The 17456-nt window shown below is 72.3% G+C and carries 17 protein-coding genes; 8 read left to right on the top strand and 9 right to left on the bottom strand.

Annotated elements, in window-relative coordinates; genetic code table 11:
* Positions 1 to 31: 31 nt before the first annotated feature.
* Positions 32 to 1177: an NDMA-dependent alcohol dehydrogenase gene (locus ACQP1N_RS32495; protein ID WP_433228077.1), complete on the bottom strand. Its 1146-nt coding sequence runs from the start codon at positions 1175 to 1177 to the stop codon at positions 32 to 34.
* 217 nt (positions 1178 to 1394) lie between these two features.
* Here ACQP1N_RS32495 and ACQP1N_RS32490 point away from each other — a divergent pair, with 217 nt between their 5' ends.
* The 4 genes from ACQP1N_RS32490 (at position 1395) to ACQP1N_RS32475 (ending at position 5014) form a co-directional block, all read left to right on the top strand.
* Positions 1395 to 2252, top strand: a complete 858-nt coding sequence (locus ACQP1N_RS32490; protein WP_084263147.1) for a YwiC-like family protein — start codon at positions 1395 to 1397, stop codon at positions 2250 to 2252.
* Positions 2253 to 2398: 146 nt separating this feature from the next.
* Entirely contained in the window at positions 2399 to 2626 is a 228-nt protein-coding gene (locus tag ACQP1N_RS32485) for a FeoA family protein (protein WP_067801315.1), read from the top strand.
* Positions 2619 to 4739 carry a ferrous iron transport protein B gene (feoB, locus tag ACQP1N_RS32480; RefSeq protein WP_433228075.1) on the top strand — a complete coding sequence of 707 codons (2121 nt, stop codon included), beginning with the start codon at positions 2619 to 2621 and terminating at the stop codon, positions 4737 to 4739. Before ACQP1N_RS32485 ends, feoB begins: the two co-directional genes overlap by 8 nt.
* The gene (locus ACQP1N_RS32475) at positions 4736 to 5014 is read left to right on the top strand and encodes a FeoC-like transcriptional regulator (RefSeq protein WP_067801308.1); all 279 of its coding nucleotides are present in this window, start codon (positions 4736 to 4738) and stop codon (positions 5012 to 5014) included. The genes feoB and ACQP1N_RS32475 overlap by 4 nt, the downstream gene beginning before the upstream one ends.
* A gap of 22 nt (positions 5015 to 5036) precedes the next feature.
* Here ACQP1N_RS32475 and arsB read toward each other — a convergent pair whose 3' ends face one another.
* Positions 5037 to 6017 carry an ACR3 family arsenite efflux transporter gene (gene arsB, locus ACQP1N_RS32470; RefSeq protein ID WP_242608913.1) on the bottom strand — a complete coding sequence of 327 codons (981 nt, stop codon included), beginning with the start codon at positions 6015 to 6017 and terminating at the stop codon, positions 5037 to 5039.
* 107 nt (positions 6018 to 6124) lie between these two features.
* The gene (locus tag ACQP1N_RS32465; protein ID WP_433228072.1) at positions 6125 to 6412 is read right to left on the bottom strand and encodes an ArsR/SmtB family transcription factor; all 288 of its coding nucleotides are present in this window, start codon (positions 6410 to 6412) and stop codon (positions 6125 to 6127) included.
* A gap of 181 nt (positions 6413 to 6593) precedes the next feature.
* Between ACQP1N_RS32465 and ACQP1N_RS32460 the strand changes: the two genes are divergently transcribed.
* Together ACQP1N_RS32460 and ACQP1N_RS32455 are read left to right on the top strand one after the other, a co-directional pair.
* On the top strand, positions 6594 to 6959 hold the full coding sequence (locus tag ACQP1N_RS32460; protein ID WP_242608912.1) for a heat-shock protein HtpX: 366 nt from the start codon (positions 6594 to 6596) through the stop codon (positions 6957 to 6959).
* Positions 6960 to 6988: 29 nt separating this feature from the next.
* Positions 6989 to 7675, top strand: a complete 687-nt coding sequence (locus ACQP1N_RS32455; protein ID WP_433228070.1) for an NAD(P)-binding domain-containing protein — start codon at positions 6989 to 6991, stop codon at positions 7673 to 7675.
* 39 nt (positions 7676 to 7714) lie between these two features.
* Here ACQP1N_RS32455 and ACQP1N_RS32450 read toward each other — a convergent pair whose 3' ends face one another.
* Both ACQP1N_RS32450 and ACQP1N_RS32445 read right to left on the bottom strand, forming a co-directional pair.
* The gene (locus ACQP1N_RS32450) at positions 7715 to 8131 is read right to left on the bottom strand and encodes a CBS domain-containing protein (protein ID WP_067801294.1); all 417 of its coding nucleotides are present in this window, start codon (positions 8129 to 8131) and stop codon (positions 7715 to 7717) included.
* A gap of 153 nt (positions 8132 to 8284) precedes the next feature.
* Positions 8285 to 10375: an adenosylcobalamin-dependent ribonucleoside-diphosphate reductase gene (locus tag ACQP1N_RS32445; protein ID WP_433228068.1), complete on the bottom strand. Its 2091-nt coding sequence runs from the start codon at positions 10373 to 10375 to the stop codon at positions 8285 to 8287.
* Between the two features lie 121 nt (positions 10376 to 10496).
* On the opposite strand from ACQP1N_RS32445, the gene polX reads away from it, so the two are divergent.
* The gene (gene polX / locus ACQP1N_RS32440) at positions 10497 to 12215 is read left to right on the top strand and encodes a DNA polymerase/3'-5' exonuclease PolX (protein WP_433228066.1); all 1719 of its coding nucleotides are present in this window, start codon (positions 10497 to 10499) and stop codon (positions 12213 to 12215) included.
* Between the two features lie 40 nt (positions 12216 to 12255).
* Here the strand turns inward: polX and ACQP1N_RS32435 are convergent, their stop codons facing one another.
* Together ACQP1N_RS32435 and ACQP1N_RS32430 are read right to left on the bottom strand one after the other, a co-directional pair.
* On the bottom strand, positions 12256 to 13011 hold the full coding sequence (locus tag ACQP1N_RS32435; RefSeq protein WP_433228065.1) for a PspA/IM30 family protein: 756 nt from the start codon (positions 13009 to 13011) through the stop codon (positions 12256 to 12258).
* A 157-nt stretch (positions 13012 to 13168) separates the two neighbouring features.
* Positions 13169 to 13963, bottom strand: a complete 795-nt coding sequence (locus ACQP1N_RS32430) for a ribosome hibernation promotion factor (protein WP_433228064.1) — start codon at positions 13961 to 13963, stop codon at positions 13169 to 13171.
* Positions 13964 to 14055: 92 nt separating this feature from the next.
* Between ACQP1N_RS32430 and ACQP1N_RS32425 the strand changes: the two genes are divergently transcribed.
* On the top strand, positions 14056 to 15261 hold the full coding sequence (locus tag ACQP1N_RS32425; RefSeq protein ID WP_433228063.1) for an RNA-guided endonuclease InsQ/TnpB family protein: 1206 nt from the start codon (positions 14056 to 14058) through the stop codon (positions 15259 to 15261).
* A 294-nt stretch (positions 15262 to 15555) separates the two neighbouring features.
* On the opposite strand, the gene ACQP1N_RS32420 is transcribed toward ACQP1N_RS32425, so the two are convergent.
* Complete coding sequence (locus ACQP1N_RS32420) at positions 15556 to 16974, bottom strand: RtcB family protein (RefSeq protein WP_433228061.1); 1419 nt, start codon at positions 16972 to 16974, stop codon at positions 15556 to 15558.
* Between the two features lie 63 nt (positions 16975 to 17037).
* A complete protein-coding gene (locus ACQP1N_RS32415; protein WP_433228059.1) occupies positions 17038 to 17412 on the bottom strand; it encodes a CBS domain-containing protein in 375 nt (124 codons plus the stop codon).
* Between the last annotated feature and the right edge of the window lie 44 nt (positions 17413 to 17456).

The raw sequence follows: 17456 nt of genomic DNA, 5'->3' as shown, positions 1-17456 counted from the left end.
CGCCGCCCGGGGCGGGCCGGGGCGGGTCGCGTCAGTACTTGATCATGCCGCGGATGTTCTTGCCGTCCCGCATGTCCTGGTAGCCCTTGTTGACCTCGTCGAGGGTGTAGGTGGTGGTGACCAGCTCGTCCAGCTTGAGCCTGCCCTCGTCGTAGAGGCGCAGCAGGCGCGGGATGTCGCGGCGCGGGTTGGCGTTGCCGAAGATGCAGCCGACCAGTTCCTTGCGCTGCATCGCCAGGTCGAACAGGTTCAGCTTCACGTCCTCCTGGACGATCGGCGCGACCGCCGTGACGACGCCGCGGCCGCCCTTGGCGACCATGCCCATCATGGGGCCGATGAGGTCGCCGGTCGCCACGCCGGTGGTGAGGATGACCTTGTCGGCGTTGGCGCCCCAGGTGAGTTCGCCGACCTGGGCCGCGGCCTCCTCGATGGACGCGGCGGTGTGGGTCGCGCCGAACACGCCGGCCTTCTCCCGCTTCCAGCCGACCGGGTCGACGGCGAAGACGTGGCGGGCGCCGGCCATGGCGGCGCCCTGCACCGCGTTCATGCCGATGCCGCCGAGGCCGATCACCACGACGGTCTCGCCGGGCCGGACATCGGCGGCGTTGACGGCCGAGCCCCAGCCGGTGGTGACGCCGCAGCCGACGAGCGCGGCCTTGTCCAGCGGGATCCAGTCGTCGATCTTGATGGCGGACGCCTCGTTGACCACGGTGTACGGCGAGAACGTGCCGGTGCAGCACATGATGCCGAGGTCCTTGCCGCTCTTGGAGTGGTGCCGGGCGGTCATGTCGCCGATCTGCCGTCCGGCCAGCAGCACCGCGCCGAGGTCGCAGACGTGCTGGCGGCCCATGGCGCACGAGGGGCAGCGGCCGCACGCCGGGATGAACGACAGGACGACGTGGTCGCCCTCCTGCAGCGTGGTCACGCCGGGACCGACCGCGACCACCTCGCCCGCGCCCTCGTGCCCGCCGACGACCGGGAACTGCTCCCAGCCCATGAGCTTGGCGATCTCGGGGTCGAGCACCATGTCCCCGGTGACCAGGTGCTCGTCGGAGTGGCACAGCCCGGAGGCCGCGAGCTTGATCTTGACCTCGCCGGCCTTGGGATCGTCGAGTTCGATGTCCTCGATGCTCCAGTCGGTGTGGGGTTCCCACAGAATCGCCGCTCGTGTCTGCACTGCTGCCTCCCGATGGACGCACTGGAGCCGTTGGTGCTACCTGGATACTAGAACTTGGTTCGGGAAGCTAGAGGTCGGCGCCTTTCGGTCGGGGCCGGTTCGCCGGCCGGACTCACCGTGAAGTAGTTTTTACATAGCACGGCTGTATTAACTGCTTTGGGGTGGCTGCGGGCCGGTACGTCCTGTCCGGCGGCGCACCGCCTCGGAGGTGGGACCGATGGCGAGAAACACCGGGTCGCCGGCGCCGGACGCGCGCCGCCGCGCACCCTCGCACAGCCCGTCCGCAGGCGGGACGTCCACGCCCGGGACGTCCCGGCATCGGGCGCCCTCGCGCGGAGCCGCCTCGCGCAAAGCGCCGTCCCGCCGTAGGCGCCGCTGGATCCCGCCGCAGCACGGCGCGTGGGCGATGCTGCTCGTCCCGTACCTGGCGGGGCTGCTCGCCTTCGGCTTCTCCTGGCCCGACCTGCCGCTGCTCGTCGCGTGGATCGCCGGCTACCTGCTGTCGTACTACGCGCTGCTCGCGGTCAAGACCCGCCGCCTCGGCAAGTTCCGTCCCCAGGTCCTCGCCTACGGGGGGACGGCACTGGCCGCCGGGGCGACGGTGCTGCTCGCGCGCCCGCAACTGCTGGCCTTCGCGCCGGTCTTCGCGGTGGCGCTCCTGGTCAACGGCCTGTTCGCGGCCCGCCGCGACGACCGGGCGCTGCTGAACGGGCTGGTGTCGGTCGCCGCCGCCACGCTCATCCTGCCCGTGGTCGCGGTGGTCGCCGGGGAGTCGCCCTGGAGCACCGGCGAGGTGGCCGTGGTGACGTTCCTGTACTTCGCCGGGACGGTCCTGTTCGTCAAGACGTGCATCCGCGAGCGGGACAACACGAAGCTGTTCGCGGTCTCGACCGGGTTCCACGCGGGCGCCGCCGTCCTGGCCGCCTGGCTGAGCCCGGTGTACGCCGTCCCCTTCGCCTGGTACCTGGCCAGGGCCGTCGTGCTGCGCCGCCGCCGCTACTCGGCGAAGCAGATCGGATTCGTCGAGGTGGCGTCGTCGGTGCTGCTCCTCGTGGCCGTCGCCATCGCGGCCTGACCGGGCCGCGGGACTTCCGGCCCGCCACGCCGGGACCAAGGTCCTTTTTTACAATAGAAGCTGTGACTTAACTCGCAGTCCGTGGATATCCACCCCTTCCTTAGGTAATCCTTACCTCACTGAAGGTCGAGTGGATCGAGGACACGGTGACGCCACGCGAAGCGACCACGGGCGCGGCCATGCGGCTGAGCCGGGTCACCGGTGACCGCAGGCATCGCCGCCGGCTCGTCGAACTGGGCTTCGTGCCCGGCGCGGACGTCTCGGTGATCGCCAGGGGCGTGAACGGCGGGCTCATCCTGGCCCTCGGCGACGCGCGGGTGGCCGTGGACGCCGGGACGGCGGCCACGCTCCTCGTCGAGCCGTCCCATGACTGACGTCCGGCCCGCGAAGACGCTGCTCGCCAAGTCCTGCTGCGACGAGCACACCGGCACGGTGGACGAACGCGCTCCCCGGGTGGCGCTCGCCGGCAACCCGAACGTGGGCAAGTCCACGCTCTTCAACACGCTCACCGGCGCCCGGCAGAGCGTCGGGAACTGGCCGGGCAAGACGGTGAGCGTCGCGCGGGGCACCTGGCGGGCGTCCGGCGGCGACGTCACCCTGATCGACCTGCCGGGGACCTACAGCCTCCTGCCGGGCTCACCCGACGAGGCGCTCACCCGCGACGTGCTCGTGGACCACGGCATGGACGGCCGCCCGGACGCCGTCGTCATCGCCGTCGACGCCGCCAACCTCGCCCGGAACCTGTATCTCCTCGCCCAGGTCATGGAGACCGGCGTGCCGCTCGTCGTGGCCCTCACCATGGTCGACGTCGCCCGCGCCCGCGGCGTGCGGGTCGATGCCGGCCGGCTGTCGGCGCTGGTCGGCGCGCCCGTCGTCCCCATGGTGCCGCGCCGTGGCGAGGGGCTGGACGCGCTGGACCGCGCCGTCGCCGAGGCCCTCGCGAACCCGCGTCCGCCGGCCGTCCCGCCCCTCGGCGACCACGTCGAACCGGCCCTGGCCGCGCTGGCCGCCGAACTGCCCGCCGCGTCCACCGCACGGTTTCCGGCACGCTGGCTCTCCATCGCGCTGATCACCGGCGAGGCCGTCCCGGGCGTCCCGGACGGGACCGCCGCCCTGGCCCGCGACCTCGGCGCCGCCCTCGTGGACGGCGACGACCTCGGCGACCCGGAGGTCTTGGTCGCCGAGCAGCGCTACGCGTGGGTGCACAAGGTCATCGCGGACGTCGTGACCCGCCGCGGCGACACGCGGACCACCTGGTCGGACCGGGTGGACCGGGTGCTCACCTCCCGCTGGTCCGGTGCCCCGATCTTCCTCGCCGTCATGTGGGGCGTGTTCGTCCTCACCACGAAGGCCGCCGCGCCCCTCACGGCCGCGCTGCAGGCGCTGATCGACGGTCCGGTGGCGGGCGCGGCCGGCGGCGCGCTGACCGCGATCGGCGCCGGCGCCCCGGTGCGGGGCCTGGTGGTCGACGGGATCATCGCCGGGGTCGGCCAGCTGCTCGGTTTCGTGCCGCTGATGGCCATCATGTTCGTGCTGCTCGCGGTCCTGGAGGACTCCGGCTACCTCGCCCGCGCCGCCTTCGTCGTGGACCGGCTGATGCGGCTCATCGGGCTGCCCGGCCGCGCCTTCCTGCCGCTGATCGTCGGGTTCGGCTGCAACGTCCCGGCCGTGGCGGGCACCCGCATCCTCGCCGACCGCAGGCACCGCCTGCTGACCGGCCTGCTCGTCCCGTTCGTCACCTGCAGCGCCCGCCTCACCGTGTACGTGCTGGTGGCGAGCGTGTTCTTCGGCGACGCCGCCGGCACCGTGGTGTTCGCCATGTACGTCCTGTCGATCGCGCTGGTGATCGGCATCGGCCTGCTGCTGCGCCGCACCCTGTTCCGCGGCATGGCCGGCGAGCCGCTGGTGCTGGACCTGCCCCCGTACCGGCTGCCCACGCTCCGGCTGATCGGCACGCAGACCTGGGTGAAGCTCCGCGCGTTCCTCCGCACGGCCGGCGGCGTGATCGTCGCGACCGTCACCCTGGTCTGGCTGCTGTCGTCGATCCCGGTCGGCCAGGGCACGTTCGGCGACACCCCCGTCGAGCACAGCGTCTACGGCGTGGCGGCCCGGACCGCGGCACCGGCCTTCGCCCCGGCGGGCTTCGGCGACTGGCACAACTCCGCGGCCCTGCTCACCGGCTTCGTCGCCAAGGAGGCCGTCGTCTCGACCACGGCGCAGACCTACAGCATGAGCGAGAGCGCCGGAGACGGCGAACTCGCCCCGGCCCTGCGCGCCACCTTCGACCGGACGTCGGGCGGGCATCCGCTCCCGGCCGTGCTGGCGTTCCTCGTGTTCCTCCTCGCCTACACGCCGTGCATGGCCACCGTCGCCGCCCAATGGGCCGAGATGGGCGGACGGCTGACCCTCTTCGGCATCGGCATGCAGCTCACCGTGGCCTGGCTCCTGGCGGTCGCGGTGTTCCAGCTGGGGAGGCTGTTCTGGTGAGCCCCCTGCGACGACTCCTCGAAGAGATCACCGCCGCGCACGAACCGGTCAGCCTGGAGGAGATAGCCCGCCGCGTCGGCGTGACCCGCGACGAGGCCGAGTCCATGGTCGCCTACTGGACCCGCAAGGGCCTGCTGACCACCGACGACCTCACCGCCGCCTGCCCTGCCACCGGCTGCGGCGGCTGCGCGCTCGGCAGGAACGGCAAGCCCGGCTGCGGCCCCCGCGGCTCGGGCCCCGCCCTGCTGGCCATCACCCGCTCCCCGCACCGCTGACGGCCGGCGGTGTCCCGCCGGGTCAGGCCGTCCGTTCGGTGCGGTTGCGCAGCCACAGCGAGACGTACACCAGGGCGACCAGGACCGGGACCTCGATGAGAGGGCCGACGACACCGGCCAGGGCCTGCCCGGAGGTGACGCCGAAGGTGGCGATGGTGACGGCGATGGCCAGTTCGAAGTTGTTGCCGGCGGCGGTGAAGGCGAGCGTCGCGGTGCGCGGGTAGGGCAGCCGGACGGCGCGTCCGAGGGCGTAGGAGCCACCCCACATCAGCGCGAAGTAGGCCAGCAGCGGCAGGGCGATGCGGGCGACGTCACCGGGCCGGGACGTGATGGTGTCGCCCTGCAGCGCGAACAGGATGACGATGGTGAACAGCAGCCCGTACAGGGCGAGCGGGCCGATGCGGGGCAGGAAGCGGGTCTCGTACCAGTCGCGGCCGCGGGTCTTCTCGCCGATGCGGCGGGAGAGGTATCCGGCCAGCAGCGGGATGCCGAGGAAGACCAGCACGTTGACCACGATCTTGCCGGTGGAGAAGTGCAGGTCGTCGGTGGCCAGGCCCAGCCATCCGGGCAGCACGCGCAGGTAGAACCAGCCCAGTGCGCCGAACGCGACGACCTGGAAGAGCGAGTTGAGGGCGACCAGGACGGCGGCGGCCTCGCGGTCGCCGCGGGCCAGGTCGTTCCAGATGATGACCATGGCGATGCAGCGGGCGAGCCCGACGATGATCAGACCCGTGCGGTACTCGGGCAGGTCGGGCAGGAACGTCCAGGCCAGTGCGAACATCACCGCGGGGCCGACCAGCCAGTTGAGCACTATCGAGGAGATCATCAAGCGGCGGTCGCCGGTGACGGTGTCGAGCCGGTCATAGCGCACCTTGGCCAGCACCGGATACATCATGACCAGCAGCCCGAGCCCGATCGGCAGGGAGACACCGCTGATCTCGACCTTGGCCAGCACGTCGTCCAGGCCGGGAATCGCGCGGCCCAGCAGCAGCCCGGCGGCCATCGCCGCGAGGATCCACGCCGGCAGGAAGCGGTCGAGGACGGACAGCCGGGCGACGAGGCCGCGTTCCGCATCGTGCGCCGGTGCGGGAGGCTCGGTGTGCGAGGTGGTCACGGGCAGGGTCTCTTCCGGGTCTCGGAGCGGGTCTGTTCGGCGGCGCCGGCCAGTCCGGTCAGCTCGGCCGCCAGGGCGCGCAGCGGCTCGGGACGCAGCCGGTAGTAGGTGAACCGGCCGCAGGGTTCGGAGTCGACCAGCCCGGCCTCGCGCAGGGCCCGCAGGTGGTTGGAGATGTTGGTCTGCCGGGCGCCGGTCTCCTCGACCAGGTGGCACACGCACAGCGCCTCGCGGGCCAGCAGTTCGACGATACGGGCCCGCAGCGGGTCGCCGAGCAACCGCAAGCCATCATTATCAACTGATATCATCACAGACTGATATTTTAGCAGCCGTATCTCCGTGCCGGAGGACGGCCTTGCGCCGGCCCGAGCCGCACACGGAGCCCGAGCCGCGGACGGAGGAAGTGCCGTGTCCGACAAGCCGAGCGTGCTGTTCGTCTGCGTGCACAATGCGGGCCGCTCCCAGATGGCCGCCGCCTATCTGACCCACCTGGCCGGAGACGCGGTCGAGGTGCGTTCGGCCGGGTCCGAGCCCGCCGAGGCGGTCAATCCCGCCGTGGTGGCGGCGATGGCGGAGGACGGCATCGACATCTCCGCCGAAATCCCCAAGGTGCTGACCGCGGACGCCGTCCGGGGCTCCGCTGTCGTCATCACCATGGGCTGCGGCGACACCTGTCCGGTCTTCCCCGGCAAGCGCTACCTGGACTGGACGCTGGACGATCCCGCCGGGCGGGGCGTCGAGGCCGTCCGCCCCATCCGCGACGAGATCCGCGAGCGCGTCGCGGCCCTGGCCGCCGAGCTTCTCGGCCCCGCGGGTTCGCGAGGGGCCTGACCGCGCCGCACCCCGCCGGGGCTCGGCCCGTGACGCCGTCTGCGGACGCCGGGGAGGTGCTGCACTCGGCCGGCTACCGGCGCCCCGAACCGTTCGCCGGGAAGCGGGTGGTGATCGTCGGCGGCGGGAACTCGGCCGTGCAGATCGCGGTCGAACTGGCCGCCGTCGCCGACGTCACGCTGGCCACCCCGCATCCGCTGCGGTTCACCCCGCAGCGCATCGCGGGCCGCGACGTCCACATCTGGCTGCGGCGCACCGGCCTGGACACCGCAGGCTGGGCCCGGCCGCTGCTGACCGGCGGCAAGGGCACCCCGGTCATGGAGACCGGCACCTACCGGGACGCCGTCGCCTCGGGGAACCCCGACCGCCGCCCGATGTTCACCCGCCTGGACGGTGACCACGTCGTCTGGGCCGACGGCGTCCGCGAGCACGCCGACGTGGTGCTGCTCGCCACCGGATACCGGCCGGACGCCGGCTACCTGGCCGGACTCGGCGCCCTGGACGAGGACGGGACGCCCCGCCACCGCGGCGGCGTCTCCACCACCCATGCCGGGCTCGGTTACGTCGGGCTGGAGTGGCAGCGCTCGCTCGCCTCGGCCACCCTGCGCGGCGTCGGCGCCGACGCCCGCCACGTTCTCACCCGGCTGCTCAAGCGGTCACGCCGCACCGGAGCGCGAGCCCGCGCGAGGCGGCTCCCCGCGGCGGCGGGCCGGTGACCGGCCCGCCGCACGGCCGGGAACCGCGGCACTCGCCGGTCAGCGGGCGCAGATCGCCTCGACGAATTCGCCGACGGTCTCTTCGGGCAGGCTGCGGGCCAGGTCGGCCTCGCTGATCATGCCGACCAGCCGGCGGTTCTCCAGGACCGGAAGCCGGCGGATCTGGTGCTCCTCCATCGCCTGCAGCACCGAGTCCACCTCGGCGTCGGCGTCCACGGTGACGGGTTTGCCCTGGGCGAACTCGCCCGCGGTGGTGGACTGCGGGTCAGCGCCCTCGGCCACGCACTTGATCACGATGTCGCGGTCGGTGAGGATGCCGTGCAGCCGGTCGTCCTCCCCGCAGATCGGCAGTGCGCCGACGTCCAGGTCGCGCATCCGCTGCGCCGCGGAGGCGAGGGTGTCGTTCTCGCCGATGCAGGTGGCACCGGAGTGCATGATGTCTCGGGCAGTGGTCATGAGGTCCCCCCTGTGAGTTCTCCTCGCCGGCGTGTGCGCCCGGCGGGAGGTTGTCACCTTTCTGGCAGGCTGCGTCACCCGCCGGTGCCCGGGGCAGAGACGAAGGTCCCTGAGTTCGTAGATCTCGGGGACGGTCCGGGCCCCCGGGGCCCCTCAGTACTCGCACACATGGTGGGCGCAGCCGCCCGCGTACGCGCCGTCGACCTGGACCGGCGCCTGCCGCGGCGGTTCCGCGAGGTAGGTGAGCACCTGGCCGGGCTTGCTGCCGTACCGGTAGACGGTGATGCCCTTGACGCCGGCGCGCCATGCCTCAAGGTAGATGCGTTTCACCTCGTCGACCGTGGCGGACGCCGGAAGGTTCACCGTCTTCGACACGCCCGCGTCGATGTGCCGCTGGACGGCGGCCTGCATCGCCAGGTGCGCCTCGGGCGGTACCTGGGCGGCGGTGACGAAGGCGTGCCGCACGTCGGCGGGCACCGACGGGTGGTCGGGGAGGCTGCCGGTGGCGGCGATGTCGGCCATGAGGTGCTCGGACCAGAATCCGCGGTCGCGGGCCGTCCGCTCGAACAGCGGATCGACCTCGATGAGGTGCCGGCCCAGCACGTTGCGGACGTAGGCGAGGGCGAACATCGGCTCGATCCCCGAGGTGGTGCCGGCGATGAGGGAGATCGTCCCGGTCGGCGCCACCGCGGTCAGCTGCGCGTTGCGCAGTGGCGGCCCGCCGGCGTGGACGCTCTGGCCGAAGCAGGGGAACGGGCCGCGTTCTGCGGCGAGCTCGGCCGACGCCTCGCGGGCCGCGGCGGCGATCCGGTGGGCGATGCGGCCGGCCAGGCGGACCGCCTCCGCCGAGCCGTAGGGCACCCCGAGCATGGCCAGCAGCTCGGCCAGCCCCATGAAACCCAGCCCGATCTTGCGGGTGCGGCGCGCCGCCTCCTCCAGTTCGCCGAAGGGGAACCGGTTCACCTCGATGACGTCGTCCAGGAACCGGACCGCCAGCCTCACCGCGCCGGTCAGCCGCGGCCAGTCCACCGTGCCGCCGCTGACGAAGCGCGGCAGGTTCAGCGAGCCGAGATTGCACGATTCGTACGGCAGCAGCGGCACCTCTCCGCAGGGGTTGGCCGCCTCGATCCGCCCGAGCGAGGGCACGGGGTTGGCGCGGTTGATGCGATCGGTGAACAGCAGGCCGGGGTCGCCGGTGCGCCACGCCTGCGCGGCGATGAGGTCGAACAGCTCGGCCGCGTCCACCTCCCCGGCCGTCTCCCCGGTGCGGGGGTTCACCAGCGGCCAGGACGCCCGGTCCTGGACGGCGTGCAGGAACGCGTCGGGCGCCGCCACCGACAGGTTGAAGTTCTCGAAGTGCTCGGAGTGGGCCTTGGCCGCCGCGAACGCGCGGATGTCGGGATGCGCGCAGTCGAGCACCGCCATGTTCGCCCCGCGGCGGCGCCCGCCCTGGCGGACGACCTGCGTGGCGACGTCGAAGACGCGCATGAACGGCACCGGGCCGCTCGCGACGCCGTGCGTGGAGCGCACCGGGTCGCCGGCCGGACGCAGATGCGAGAAGGCGAATCCGGTGCCGCCCCCGCCCTGCTGGATGAGCACCGCGTCCTTGACCGCCGTGAAGATCGAGTCAAGGGAGTCCTCCACCGGGAGCACGAAGCACCCCGACAGCAGGCCCAGCTCGGTCCCCGCGTTCACCAGGGTCGGCGAGTTGGGCAGGAACTCCAGCGCCCGCATGGCCCGGCCGAACTCCCCGGCCCAGTGCGCGGAGGCGCCGGGAGGGAACTCCTCCTCCGCGCGCGCCACGTGACCGGCGACCCGGTCCATCATCTCGCCGGTGGACTCGACGACGGCGCCGGTCTCGTCCCGGCGCAGATAACGCTCCCTGAGCACGACCGTGGCCGCCAGGGTGAGCTTGAGCTCATCGCGCACGCCGAGCATGCGCTTGGAGTCCCGCAGCTCCGCGCGGCGGCTGCGGTAGAGCAGGTAGGCGCGGGCGACGTCGGCGAGCCCGGCCGTCATCAGGGTGTCCTCGACGGCGTCCTGCACCTGCTCGACCGTCGGCGCCCGCCCGTCGAAGCGCGCGGCGACCCGGTCGACCACCCGGCGCGCGGCCTTACCGATCACGCCCGGGTCCCGGACCCCGGCCTCGGCGGCGGCCCGGTCGATCGCCCGCCGGATCTGCTCGGGGTCGAACGCGACGAGCGTGCCGTCGCGCTTGCGGATCTCACGGGGGAGAACAGCCATCCACATCACCCTGTCCCGCGGTCGTGCGACCGGATTCCGTGTGCGGTACCGACCGGCCACCGGCGTCACCCGTGCCGGCCTGTACCAGGGACCTTCCCCGCTCACGGGGTACTGGTGCGTCATGCGCGTCAACGACGAGGTGGGGGCCCTGCTGGAGGAGTACGCCGATCTGCTGGCGATCACCGGCGGGGACGCGTTCAAGGTGCGGGTGTACGAGAAGGCGGCCCGGTCGGTGGCCGGTCACCCGGCGGACCTGGCCGGGCTGGACGCCGCCGGGCTGCGCGGCATCCCGAACGTGGGCAAATCGATCGCGGCGAAGATCGAGGAGTATCTGTCCACCGGGAGCATCCATGCGCTGGAGGAACTGCGGGCCCGGATCCCGGTGGGCGTCCGGCAGTTGACGCTGGTGCCCACGCTCGGCCCGAAGAAGGCGATGGTGCTCTACCACGAACGCGGCATCGACTCGGTCGAGGCGCTGTCCGAGGCCATCGAGGCCGGCCACCTGCACGGCCTGCCCGGTTTCGGCGCCAGGACCGAGGAGAACCTGCGGCACGGGATCGAGATCCTGCACAAGGCGGGCCGGCGCGTCCCGCTCGGGACGGCGCTGGAGCTCGCCGAGTCCGTCGTGGCCGACCTGGCGGCGGTCCCCGGCTGTGCACGCTGCGCGTTCGCCGGGTCGCTGCGGCGGATGAGGGAGACGGTGGGGGACGTCGACGTGCTGGCCGCGTCCGGCCGCCCGGCGGCCCTGATGGCGGCCTTCACCGGGCTGCCGCTGGCCGAGCAGGTCATCGCGGCCGGGGACACCAAGACCTCGATCCGCACCGGTGCGGGACTGCAGGTGGACCTGCGGGTGGTGCCGCCGGAGGACTGGGGCGCGGCCCTGCAATATTTCACCGGGTCCAAGGCGCACAACATCCGCACCCGCGAGATCGCCGTCCACGCCGGGCTCAAACTGTCGGAGTACGGCCTGTTCGACGTCGCGACCGGCACCAAGATCGTGTCCGCGGCGGAGGACGAGGTGTACGCCCGGCTCGGGCTGCCGTGGATCCCGCCGCCGCTGCGCGAGGACACCGGGGAGATCGAGGCGGCGCTGCGCGGCGAGCTGCCCGTCCTGGTGGCCGAGGCCGACCTCCGCGGGGACCTGCACACCCACACCGACCTGTCCGACGGGCTGGCGAGCCTGCCGGACATGGTCGCCGCGGCCGCGGCCCGCGGGTACTCCTACTACGCCGTCACCGACCACGCGCCCGGCCTGGCCATGCAGCGGATGACCGACGAGAAGATGCTGGCCCAGCGCGAGCAGGTCCGCGAGCTCGACGGCCGCCACAACGGCATGCGGGTCCTGCACGGCACCGAACTCAACATCGACCCCGACGGCGGCGTCGACTGGCCCGCCGGCTTCCTGGCCGGGTTCGATGTGTGCGTCGCCTCGATCCACTCCCACTTCGACCAGCCGGCCGCGGCGATGACCCGGCGGCTGATCCGCGCCTGCGAGAACCACTTCGTCACCATCCTGGGCCATCCCAGCGCACGGCTGATCGGCCGGCGGCCGCCGGTCGACGCCGACTGGGACGCGGTGTTCGCCGCGTGCGCGTGCACCGGCACCGCCCTGGAGATCGACTCGCTCCCCGACCGCCTCGACCTGTCCGCCGGGCACGTGCGCCGGGCCCGGCGGCACGGCGTCAGGTTCGCCATCGACAGCGACGCCCACGCCGTCCCGCACCTGGCCTGCACGCGCTATGGGGTCGGTACCGCGCAGCGCGGCTGGCTCACGGCGGACGAGGTCATCAACACCTGGCCGGTGGACCGGCTGATCGACTTCCTGCGGGCGAACCGCTGACATCCCCGGCCGGCCGGGACGAGACCCGAACACGTGCGGCCTACGGTGCGTCCTGCGGGGTGTCCGGTGAGGGAGGTTCGGGTCCGGTGCCGGTGGTCTTGAGCCGTTCCTTGAGTTCGGCGAGTTCCCTGTCCACGGCGGCGGCCGTGGTGATCTCCTGCAGCCGGGCCTGGATCTCCTCGTCGCCGGCGGGCTGGGTGGCGTCGGCGAGCGCGCCGGAGGCGAGCAGGTCGTCCAGTGCGCTGACGCGGGCCTGCAAGCGCGCGGTCTTGTCCTGGGCGTGCAGGGCGGCCAGGCCCGCGTCGCTCATGTCCTCCGAGACACCGGTGAACGTCTCGTTGATGTAGGTTTCCGCGGCGGCGGCCGTGTACTGGGCCTTGATGGCCTCCTTGCGGGTGCCGAACGTCTCCACCTTGGCCTGCAGCCGCTTCGTCGCGTCGGCGAGCTTCCTCTCCTCCTCGCTCAACTCGTCCTGCCTTTCCTGGAGTTCGCCGGCGTGGGCGAGGACGGCCGTCCGGCGGGTGAGCGCCTGGCGGGCGAGGTCCTCGTCGCCGGCGGACATCGCCTGCTCGGCCTGCTGCGAGAGCCTGTCGGCCGAGCGCCGCAGCCCGGCGGCCCTGCGTTCGACCCCGGCGCGTCCGGTGGCGACGTCCACCAGCGCGCGCTTGACCGCCTGCAGCATCTCCACTTGCTTGTCGTAGGAGTAGTCCAGGAGTTCACGCGGGTCCTCGATGCGGTCCAGCGTCGCGTGCGTCTTGGCCTTGAACAGCGTGGCGATCCGGTCGGTGATGCTCACCGACATCACCTCCTGTCGTTGCGCGTGGCCTGTGGCCTTTCACCCACAGTCCGCACGTTCCGGCACGGATGTGTAGGGCCGTTGGTCCCTGCGGCGGTCACCGCACGTGGACCACGTGAGCGCCCGTGCAACTTCGGCATCGTCGCCTCCCTCGGGGCTATGCCGGGGTGATCAGGCCGTAGTGGCCGTCGTAGCGGTGGTAGAGCACGTTGCCTCGCGCGGTGCCGTCGTCGAGGAAGAACACCCACGGCAGCCCGATGCTCTCCAGCCGCTGGATTGCCGCGGGCACGCTCAGCCGCGGCGGGGGATGGGGGCTGATCGTCAGCGGAACGGCCACCGGGTCATGCCGGTCCTCCCGCGGGGTGACCTGGGCGAGCCGGTAGCCCTCGCCGCGGTGGTAGATGACGCTGTCCTGCCCGGTCTCCACATCGGTGAACAGCAGGAACCCGTAGTCCAGCGACTCCATGTCGAAGGCCGCCTCGTCGGGGGACTCGGAGGCCAGGGTGAACGACTTGTGCCGGATCAGCTCCCGCTCCTCGACCGGACGCGGATAGTAGTCCGGGCGCTGGGCCGGCTCGGCGTCGTGCCGCCACTCGTGCGGGCCGGGCAGGGGCTGGGCGCCCCGGCGGGCCTCCCAGTGCCGGCTGATGCGGCGGAGCCGGTGCAGCAGCCGGTCATGGAGCCGGTCGATCGCCTCGGGCATGGTCTCCGCCGCCACCTGCGCCCGCACCAGGCGGCCGTTGACGTCCAGGTTGGCCTGTGCGAGCGCCGGGCGGGCCACCGCCGGATCGGCCGCCATGGTCAGTCTCACGCGGGCGAACAGCACCGGCTCCGGCGCGTGCCCGAACACCGCGGTCACCTTGGAACGCGCGTAGTCGGCGGAGCCGTCCGGCACCGCTCCCCGGTGCTCCACGGCCACCTCGGGGGCGGCCCGGGTCGTCGATCGCTTCATCAGGTTCGCGGCGTGGATACCCCTGCCTTCAGGCAGGGGAGGAAACGCCGCTCCCTCCCTTCGTTCACTTGGAAACCGATAGGATGTGAGGCATGGCACGGCAGGTGAAGCGGGCTTTCCGGTACCGCTTCCATCCCACGGACGAGCAGGCGGAAGAGCTTGCCCGCACGTTCGGCTGCGCGCGCCTGGTCTACAACCGGGCGCTGGAGGAACGCACCCGCGCCTGGTACACCGAGCAGCGCCGCGTCTCCTATGTGGAGACCTCCGCGATGCTCACCGCCTGGAAACGCACCCCGGATCTGGCGTTCCTGGGCGAGGTATCGAGCGTGCCGTTGCAGCAGGCGCTGCGGCACCTGCAGACGGCGTTCACGAACTTCTTCGCCAAACGCGCCGCCTACCCGCGTTTCAAGTCGCGGAAGAAGTCCCGGCAGTCTGCGGAGTACACCCGCAGCGCGTTCAAGTGGAGTGACGGGCGCCTGACGCTGGCGAAGATGTCCGAGCCGCTGGCGATCGTGTGGTCCCGGCCGCTGCCCGAGCATGCCGTGCCGTCCACGGTCACCGTCAGCCGGGACGCGGCGGGGCGGTGGTTCGTGTCCCTGCTGTGCGAGGACGCCATCACCCGCCTGGACCCCGTCGACCAGGCCGTGGGCATCGACGCCGGGGTCACGTCGCTGGTGACCCTGTCGACCGGGGAAAAGGTCACCAACCCCCGCCACGAACGCCGCGACCGCGAGCGCCTCGCCCGCGCGCAGAAGGACCTGGCCCGCAAGGCCAAGAGCTCGAAGAACCGCGAGAAGGCCAAGACGCGCGTCGCGCGGATCCACGCCCGCATCGCCGACCGCAGGCGAGACTTCCTGCACAAGCTTTCGACTCGGCTCGTCCACGAGAACCAAGTGGTCGTGATCGAGGACCTCAACGTCGCGGGCATGGTCGCCAACCACTCCCTCGCTCGCGCCATCAGTGACGCGGCGTGGCGGGACCTGCGGACCATGCTGGAGTACAAGGCCGACTGGTACGGCCGCGAACTCGTCGTGATCGACCGGTGGTTCCCATCCTCCAAGACGTGCTCGGAGTGCGGGGCCATCACCGAGGCGATGCCCCTCAGCGTGAGGGAATGGGAGTGCGGGTGCGGCGCCCGACACGACCGCGACGTCAACGCAGCGAAGAACATTCTGGCCGCCGGGCTGGCGGTAGCAGCCTGTGGAGCCGACGTAAGACCCAAACGGCGCAAGCCGAGCGGGCAGACGGCGACGAAGCAGGAAACCCACGGGGCGACCCGTGGAATCCCCCGCCTTTAGGCGGGTGGAGGAAGTCAAGACATTCCCTCCGTCTGTGCGGGCCCTGGCCGGACGCGGTGCGGATGACCGCCAACGGGGGGACGGGGATGACGGATGACGCCTTGCCGGCCAGGGCGGTTCCTGAACCCTGCGGCGCGTGCCCTTCCCGATGGTCTCGAGAATCGAGCCCCATGCCTGATGCCAGCCTCGGCCGCCCCGGCCCGGGAGACCAGCGGACGAACGGCACCGGAGGGTGGGACCTTCGGCCATGACGCGGGCAGGTGCGCCGGGCGTCCCGCTGAATGCCGCGGCCGGTCAGCCCTTGACGACGCCGAGCGGGACGAGGCGGGCGATCTTGCGGCACAGCCCGGCCCCTTCGGCGACTTCGGCGACGGCGTCGATGTCCTTGTAGGCCGTGGGGGCCTCTTCGGCGAGGCCGCGCCAGGACGCGCCCCGCACCGCGATGCCCGCGGCCTCCAGCCGGTCGCGCAGTTCCCGGCCGCGCACGGTGCGGGCCGCCTGGTGCCGGCTCTGGGTACGGCCCGCGCCGTGGCAGGTGGAGTCGAACGCCGGGTTGCCCGGGACGCCGGCGAGCACATAGGAGGCGGTGCCCATGGTGCCGGGGATGAACACCGGCTGGCCGGTCCCGGCGAGGTCCGGCGGCAGGTCCGGGTGCCCGGGCGGGAAGGCCCGGGTGGCGCCCTTGCGGTGCACGCACAACCGGCGTGGCACGCCGTCCACCCGGTGGGTTTCGATCTTGGCGAGGTTGTGGGACACGTCGTACACCAGCTCCAGATCGGCCCCGTAGATCTCGGCGAAGGCGCGCCGGGTGGCCTGGCCGAGCAACTGCCGGTTGGCCCGCCCGTAGTTGGCCGCGGCCGCCATCGCGCCCAGGTACCGGCGGCCCTCCGGGGACTCGACGGGGGCACAGGCCAGTTGCGGGTCGGGGACGTCGATCCCGTAGCGGTCCATGGCGGCCTGCATGACGTGCACGTGGTCGGTGCAGATCTGGTGGCCGAGCCCGCGCGAACCGCAGTGGATCATCACGCAGATCCGCCCGGCGCCGATCCCGAAGACCCGGGCCACGCCCTCGTCGTAGATCTGGTCGACCACCTGCACTTCCAGGAAGTGGTTGCCCGCCCCGAGGCTGCCCAGCTGCTCAAGCCCGCGCTGCTCGGCACGGGCGCTGACACCGGCCGCGTCGGCGTCCGCCACCGCGCCCCGATCCTCGCAGCGGTCCAGGTCACGGGCGGTGCCATGGCCGTGTTCGACCGCATACGCCGAGCCGCCGGCCAGGACCTGTTCAAGCTGCGACCGGCCGGCGAGCGGCCAGACGGCGCCGCGCCGAAGGCCGCGGGGAATGGTGTGGCCGAGCCGGTCCATGAGCGTGCCCAGCTTTGGCGCGAGGGTGTCGCGATCCAGGTCGGCGGCCAGCAGCCGGACCCCGCAGGAGATGTCGAAACCCACCCCGCCGGGAGAGACGACCCCGCCGTCCGCGACATCGGTGGCCGCCACGCCGCCGATGGGGAACGCGTATCCCCAGTGGATGTCGGGCATCGCGTACGAGGCGGTGACGATGCCGGGCAGCGTCGCGACATTGGCCACCTGTGTCAGGGCCTCGTCGGTGGCGATATCGGGCAGTAGGGCGCGGGAGGCGAACACCACGCCCGGTACCCGCATGGCCCCTTCCCGTTCGATCCGGAAGCGGTACGGGGTCTCTTCGACGATCTTCATGGCCGCCCCTGCGTCGCCGTCAGCGCCGGCGTGGACTTCTCGGCATCCGCGCCCGCCCGCCGCTCAGAGCGCCCATGTCTCCAGGGCGAGCAGATCGCGCATCGACACCATGCCGACCAGGCGTCCGTGGTCGGCCACCGGCAGGTGCCGGATGCCCTCCTCCAGCATCCGGCGGGTGACCTCGCGCGAGTCCTCGTCCAGCGCGGCGGTCCTGATCTGCGCCGAGGCGTACGCCGCCGCCTGCTGGGCGGCCGGTTCGGTCGCCGCGGCCAGCGCCCTGACCAGGTCGCGTTCGGTGATGATCCCGGTGACCCGCTCACCGTCGAGCACCGCGAGGGCGCCGACGTCCTGGTCCACCATCCGCCGCGCCACCTCGGCCAGATGCTCGTCCGCCTGGCAGCCGAAGACCGTCGGCCGGTACACGTTGCTGATCAGCATGGTTCCCCCCGTTGGGTCGATCAGGTCCGGCCGGCCGAAGCCCG

The organism is Actinomadura formosensis (genome assembly GCF_050948385.1).
Lineage (GTDB): Bacteria > Actinomycetota > Actinomycetes > Streptosporangiales > Streptosporangiaceae > Spirillospora > Spirillospora formosensis.
Note: the sequence above shows the minus strand (reverse complement) of the source record. Positions and strands in the feature narration are given on the sequence as shown.

What these genes read in the sequence shown, in the direction of transcription:
- ACQP1N_RS32460 (WP_242608912.1), top strand. Translation starts at nt 6,594, where the DNA reads ATGGCCGCCGCCTATCTGACCCACCTGGCCGGAGACGCGGTCGAGGTG.
- arsB (WP_242608913.1), bottom strand. Translation starts at nt 6,017, where the DNA reads ATGGCCGCCGGGCTGCTGCTGGGCCGCGCGATTCCCGGCCTGGACGAC.
- ACQP1N_RS32450 (WP_067801294.1), bottom strand. Translation starts at nt 8,131, where the DNA reads ATGACCACTGCCCGAGACATCATGCACTCCGGTGCCACCTGCATCGGC.
- polX (WP_433228066.1), top strand. Translation starts at nt 10,497, where the DNA reads ATGCGCGTCAACGACGAGGTGGGGGCCCTGCTGGAGGAGTACGCCGAT.
- ACQP1N_RS32415 (WP_433228059.1), bottom strand. Translation starts at nt 17,412, where the DNA reads ATGCTGATCAGCAACGTGTACCGGCCGACGGTCTTCGGCTGCCAGGCG.
- feoB (WP_433228075.1), top strand. Translation starts at nt 2,619, where the DNA reads ATGACTGACGTCCGGCCCGCGAAGACGCTGCTCGCCAAGTCCTGCTGC.
- ACQP1N_RS32425 (WP_433228063.1), top strand. Translation starts at nt 14,056, where the DNA reads ATGGCACGGCAGGTGAAGCGGGCTTTCCGGTACCGCTTCCATCCCACG.
- ACQP1N_RS32420 (WP_433228061.1), bottom strand. Translation starts at nt 16,974, where the DNA reads ATGAAGATCGTCGAAGAGACCCCGTACCGCTTCCGGATCGAACGGGAA.
- ACQP1N_RS32445 (WP_433228068.1), bottom strand. Translation starts at nt 10,375, where the DNA reads ATGGCTGTTCTCCCCCGTGAGATCCGCAAGCGCGACGGCACGCTCGTC.
- ACQP1N_RS32490 (WP_084263147.1), top strand. Translation starts at nt 1,395, where the DNA reads ATGGCGAGAAACACCGGGTCGCCGGCGCCGGACGCGCGCCGCCGCGCA.
- ACQP1N_RS32430 (WP_433228064.1), bottom strand. Translation starts at nt 13,963, where the DNA reads ATGAAGCGATCGACGACCCGGGCCGCCCCCGAGGTGGCCGTGGAGCAC.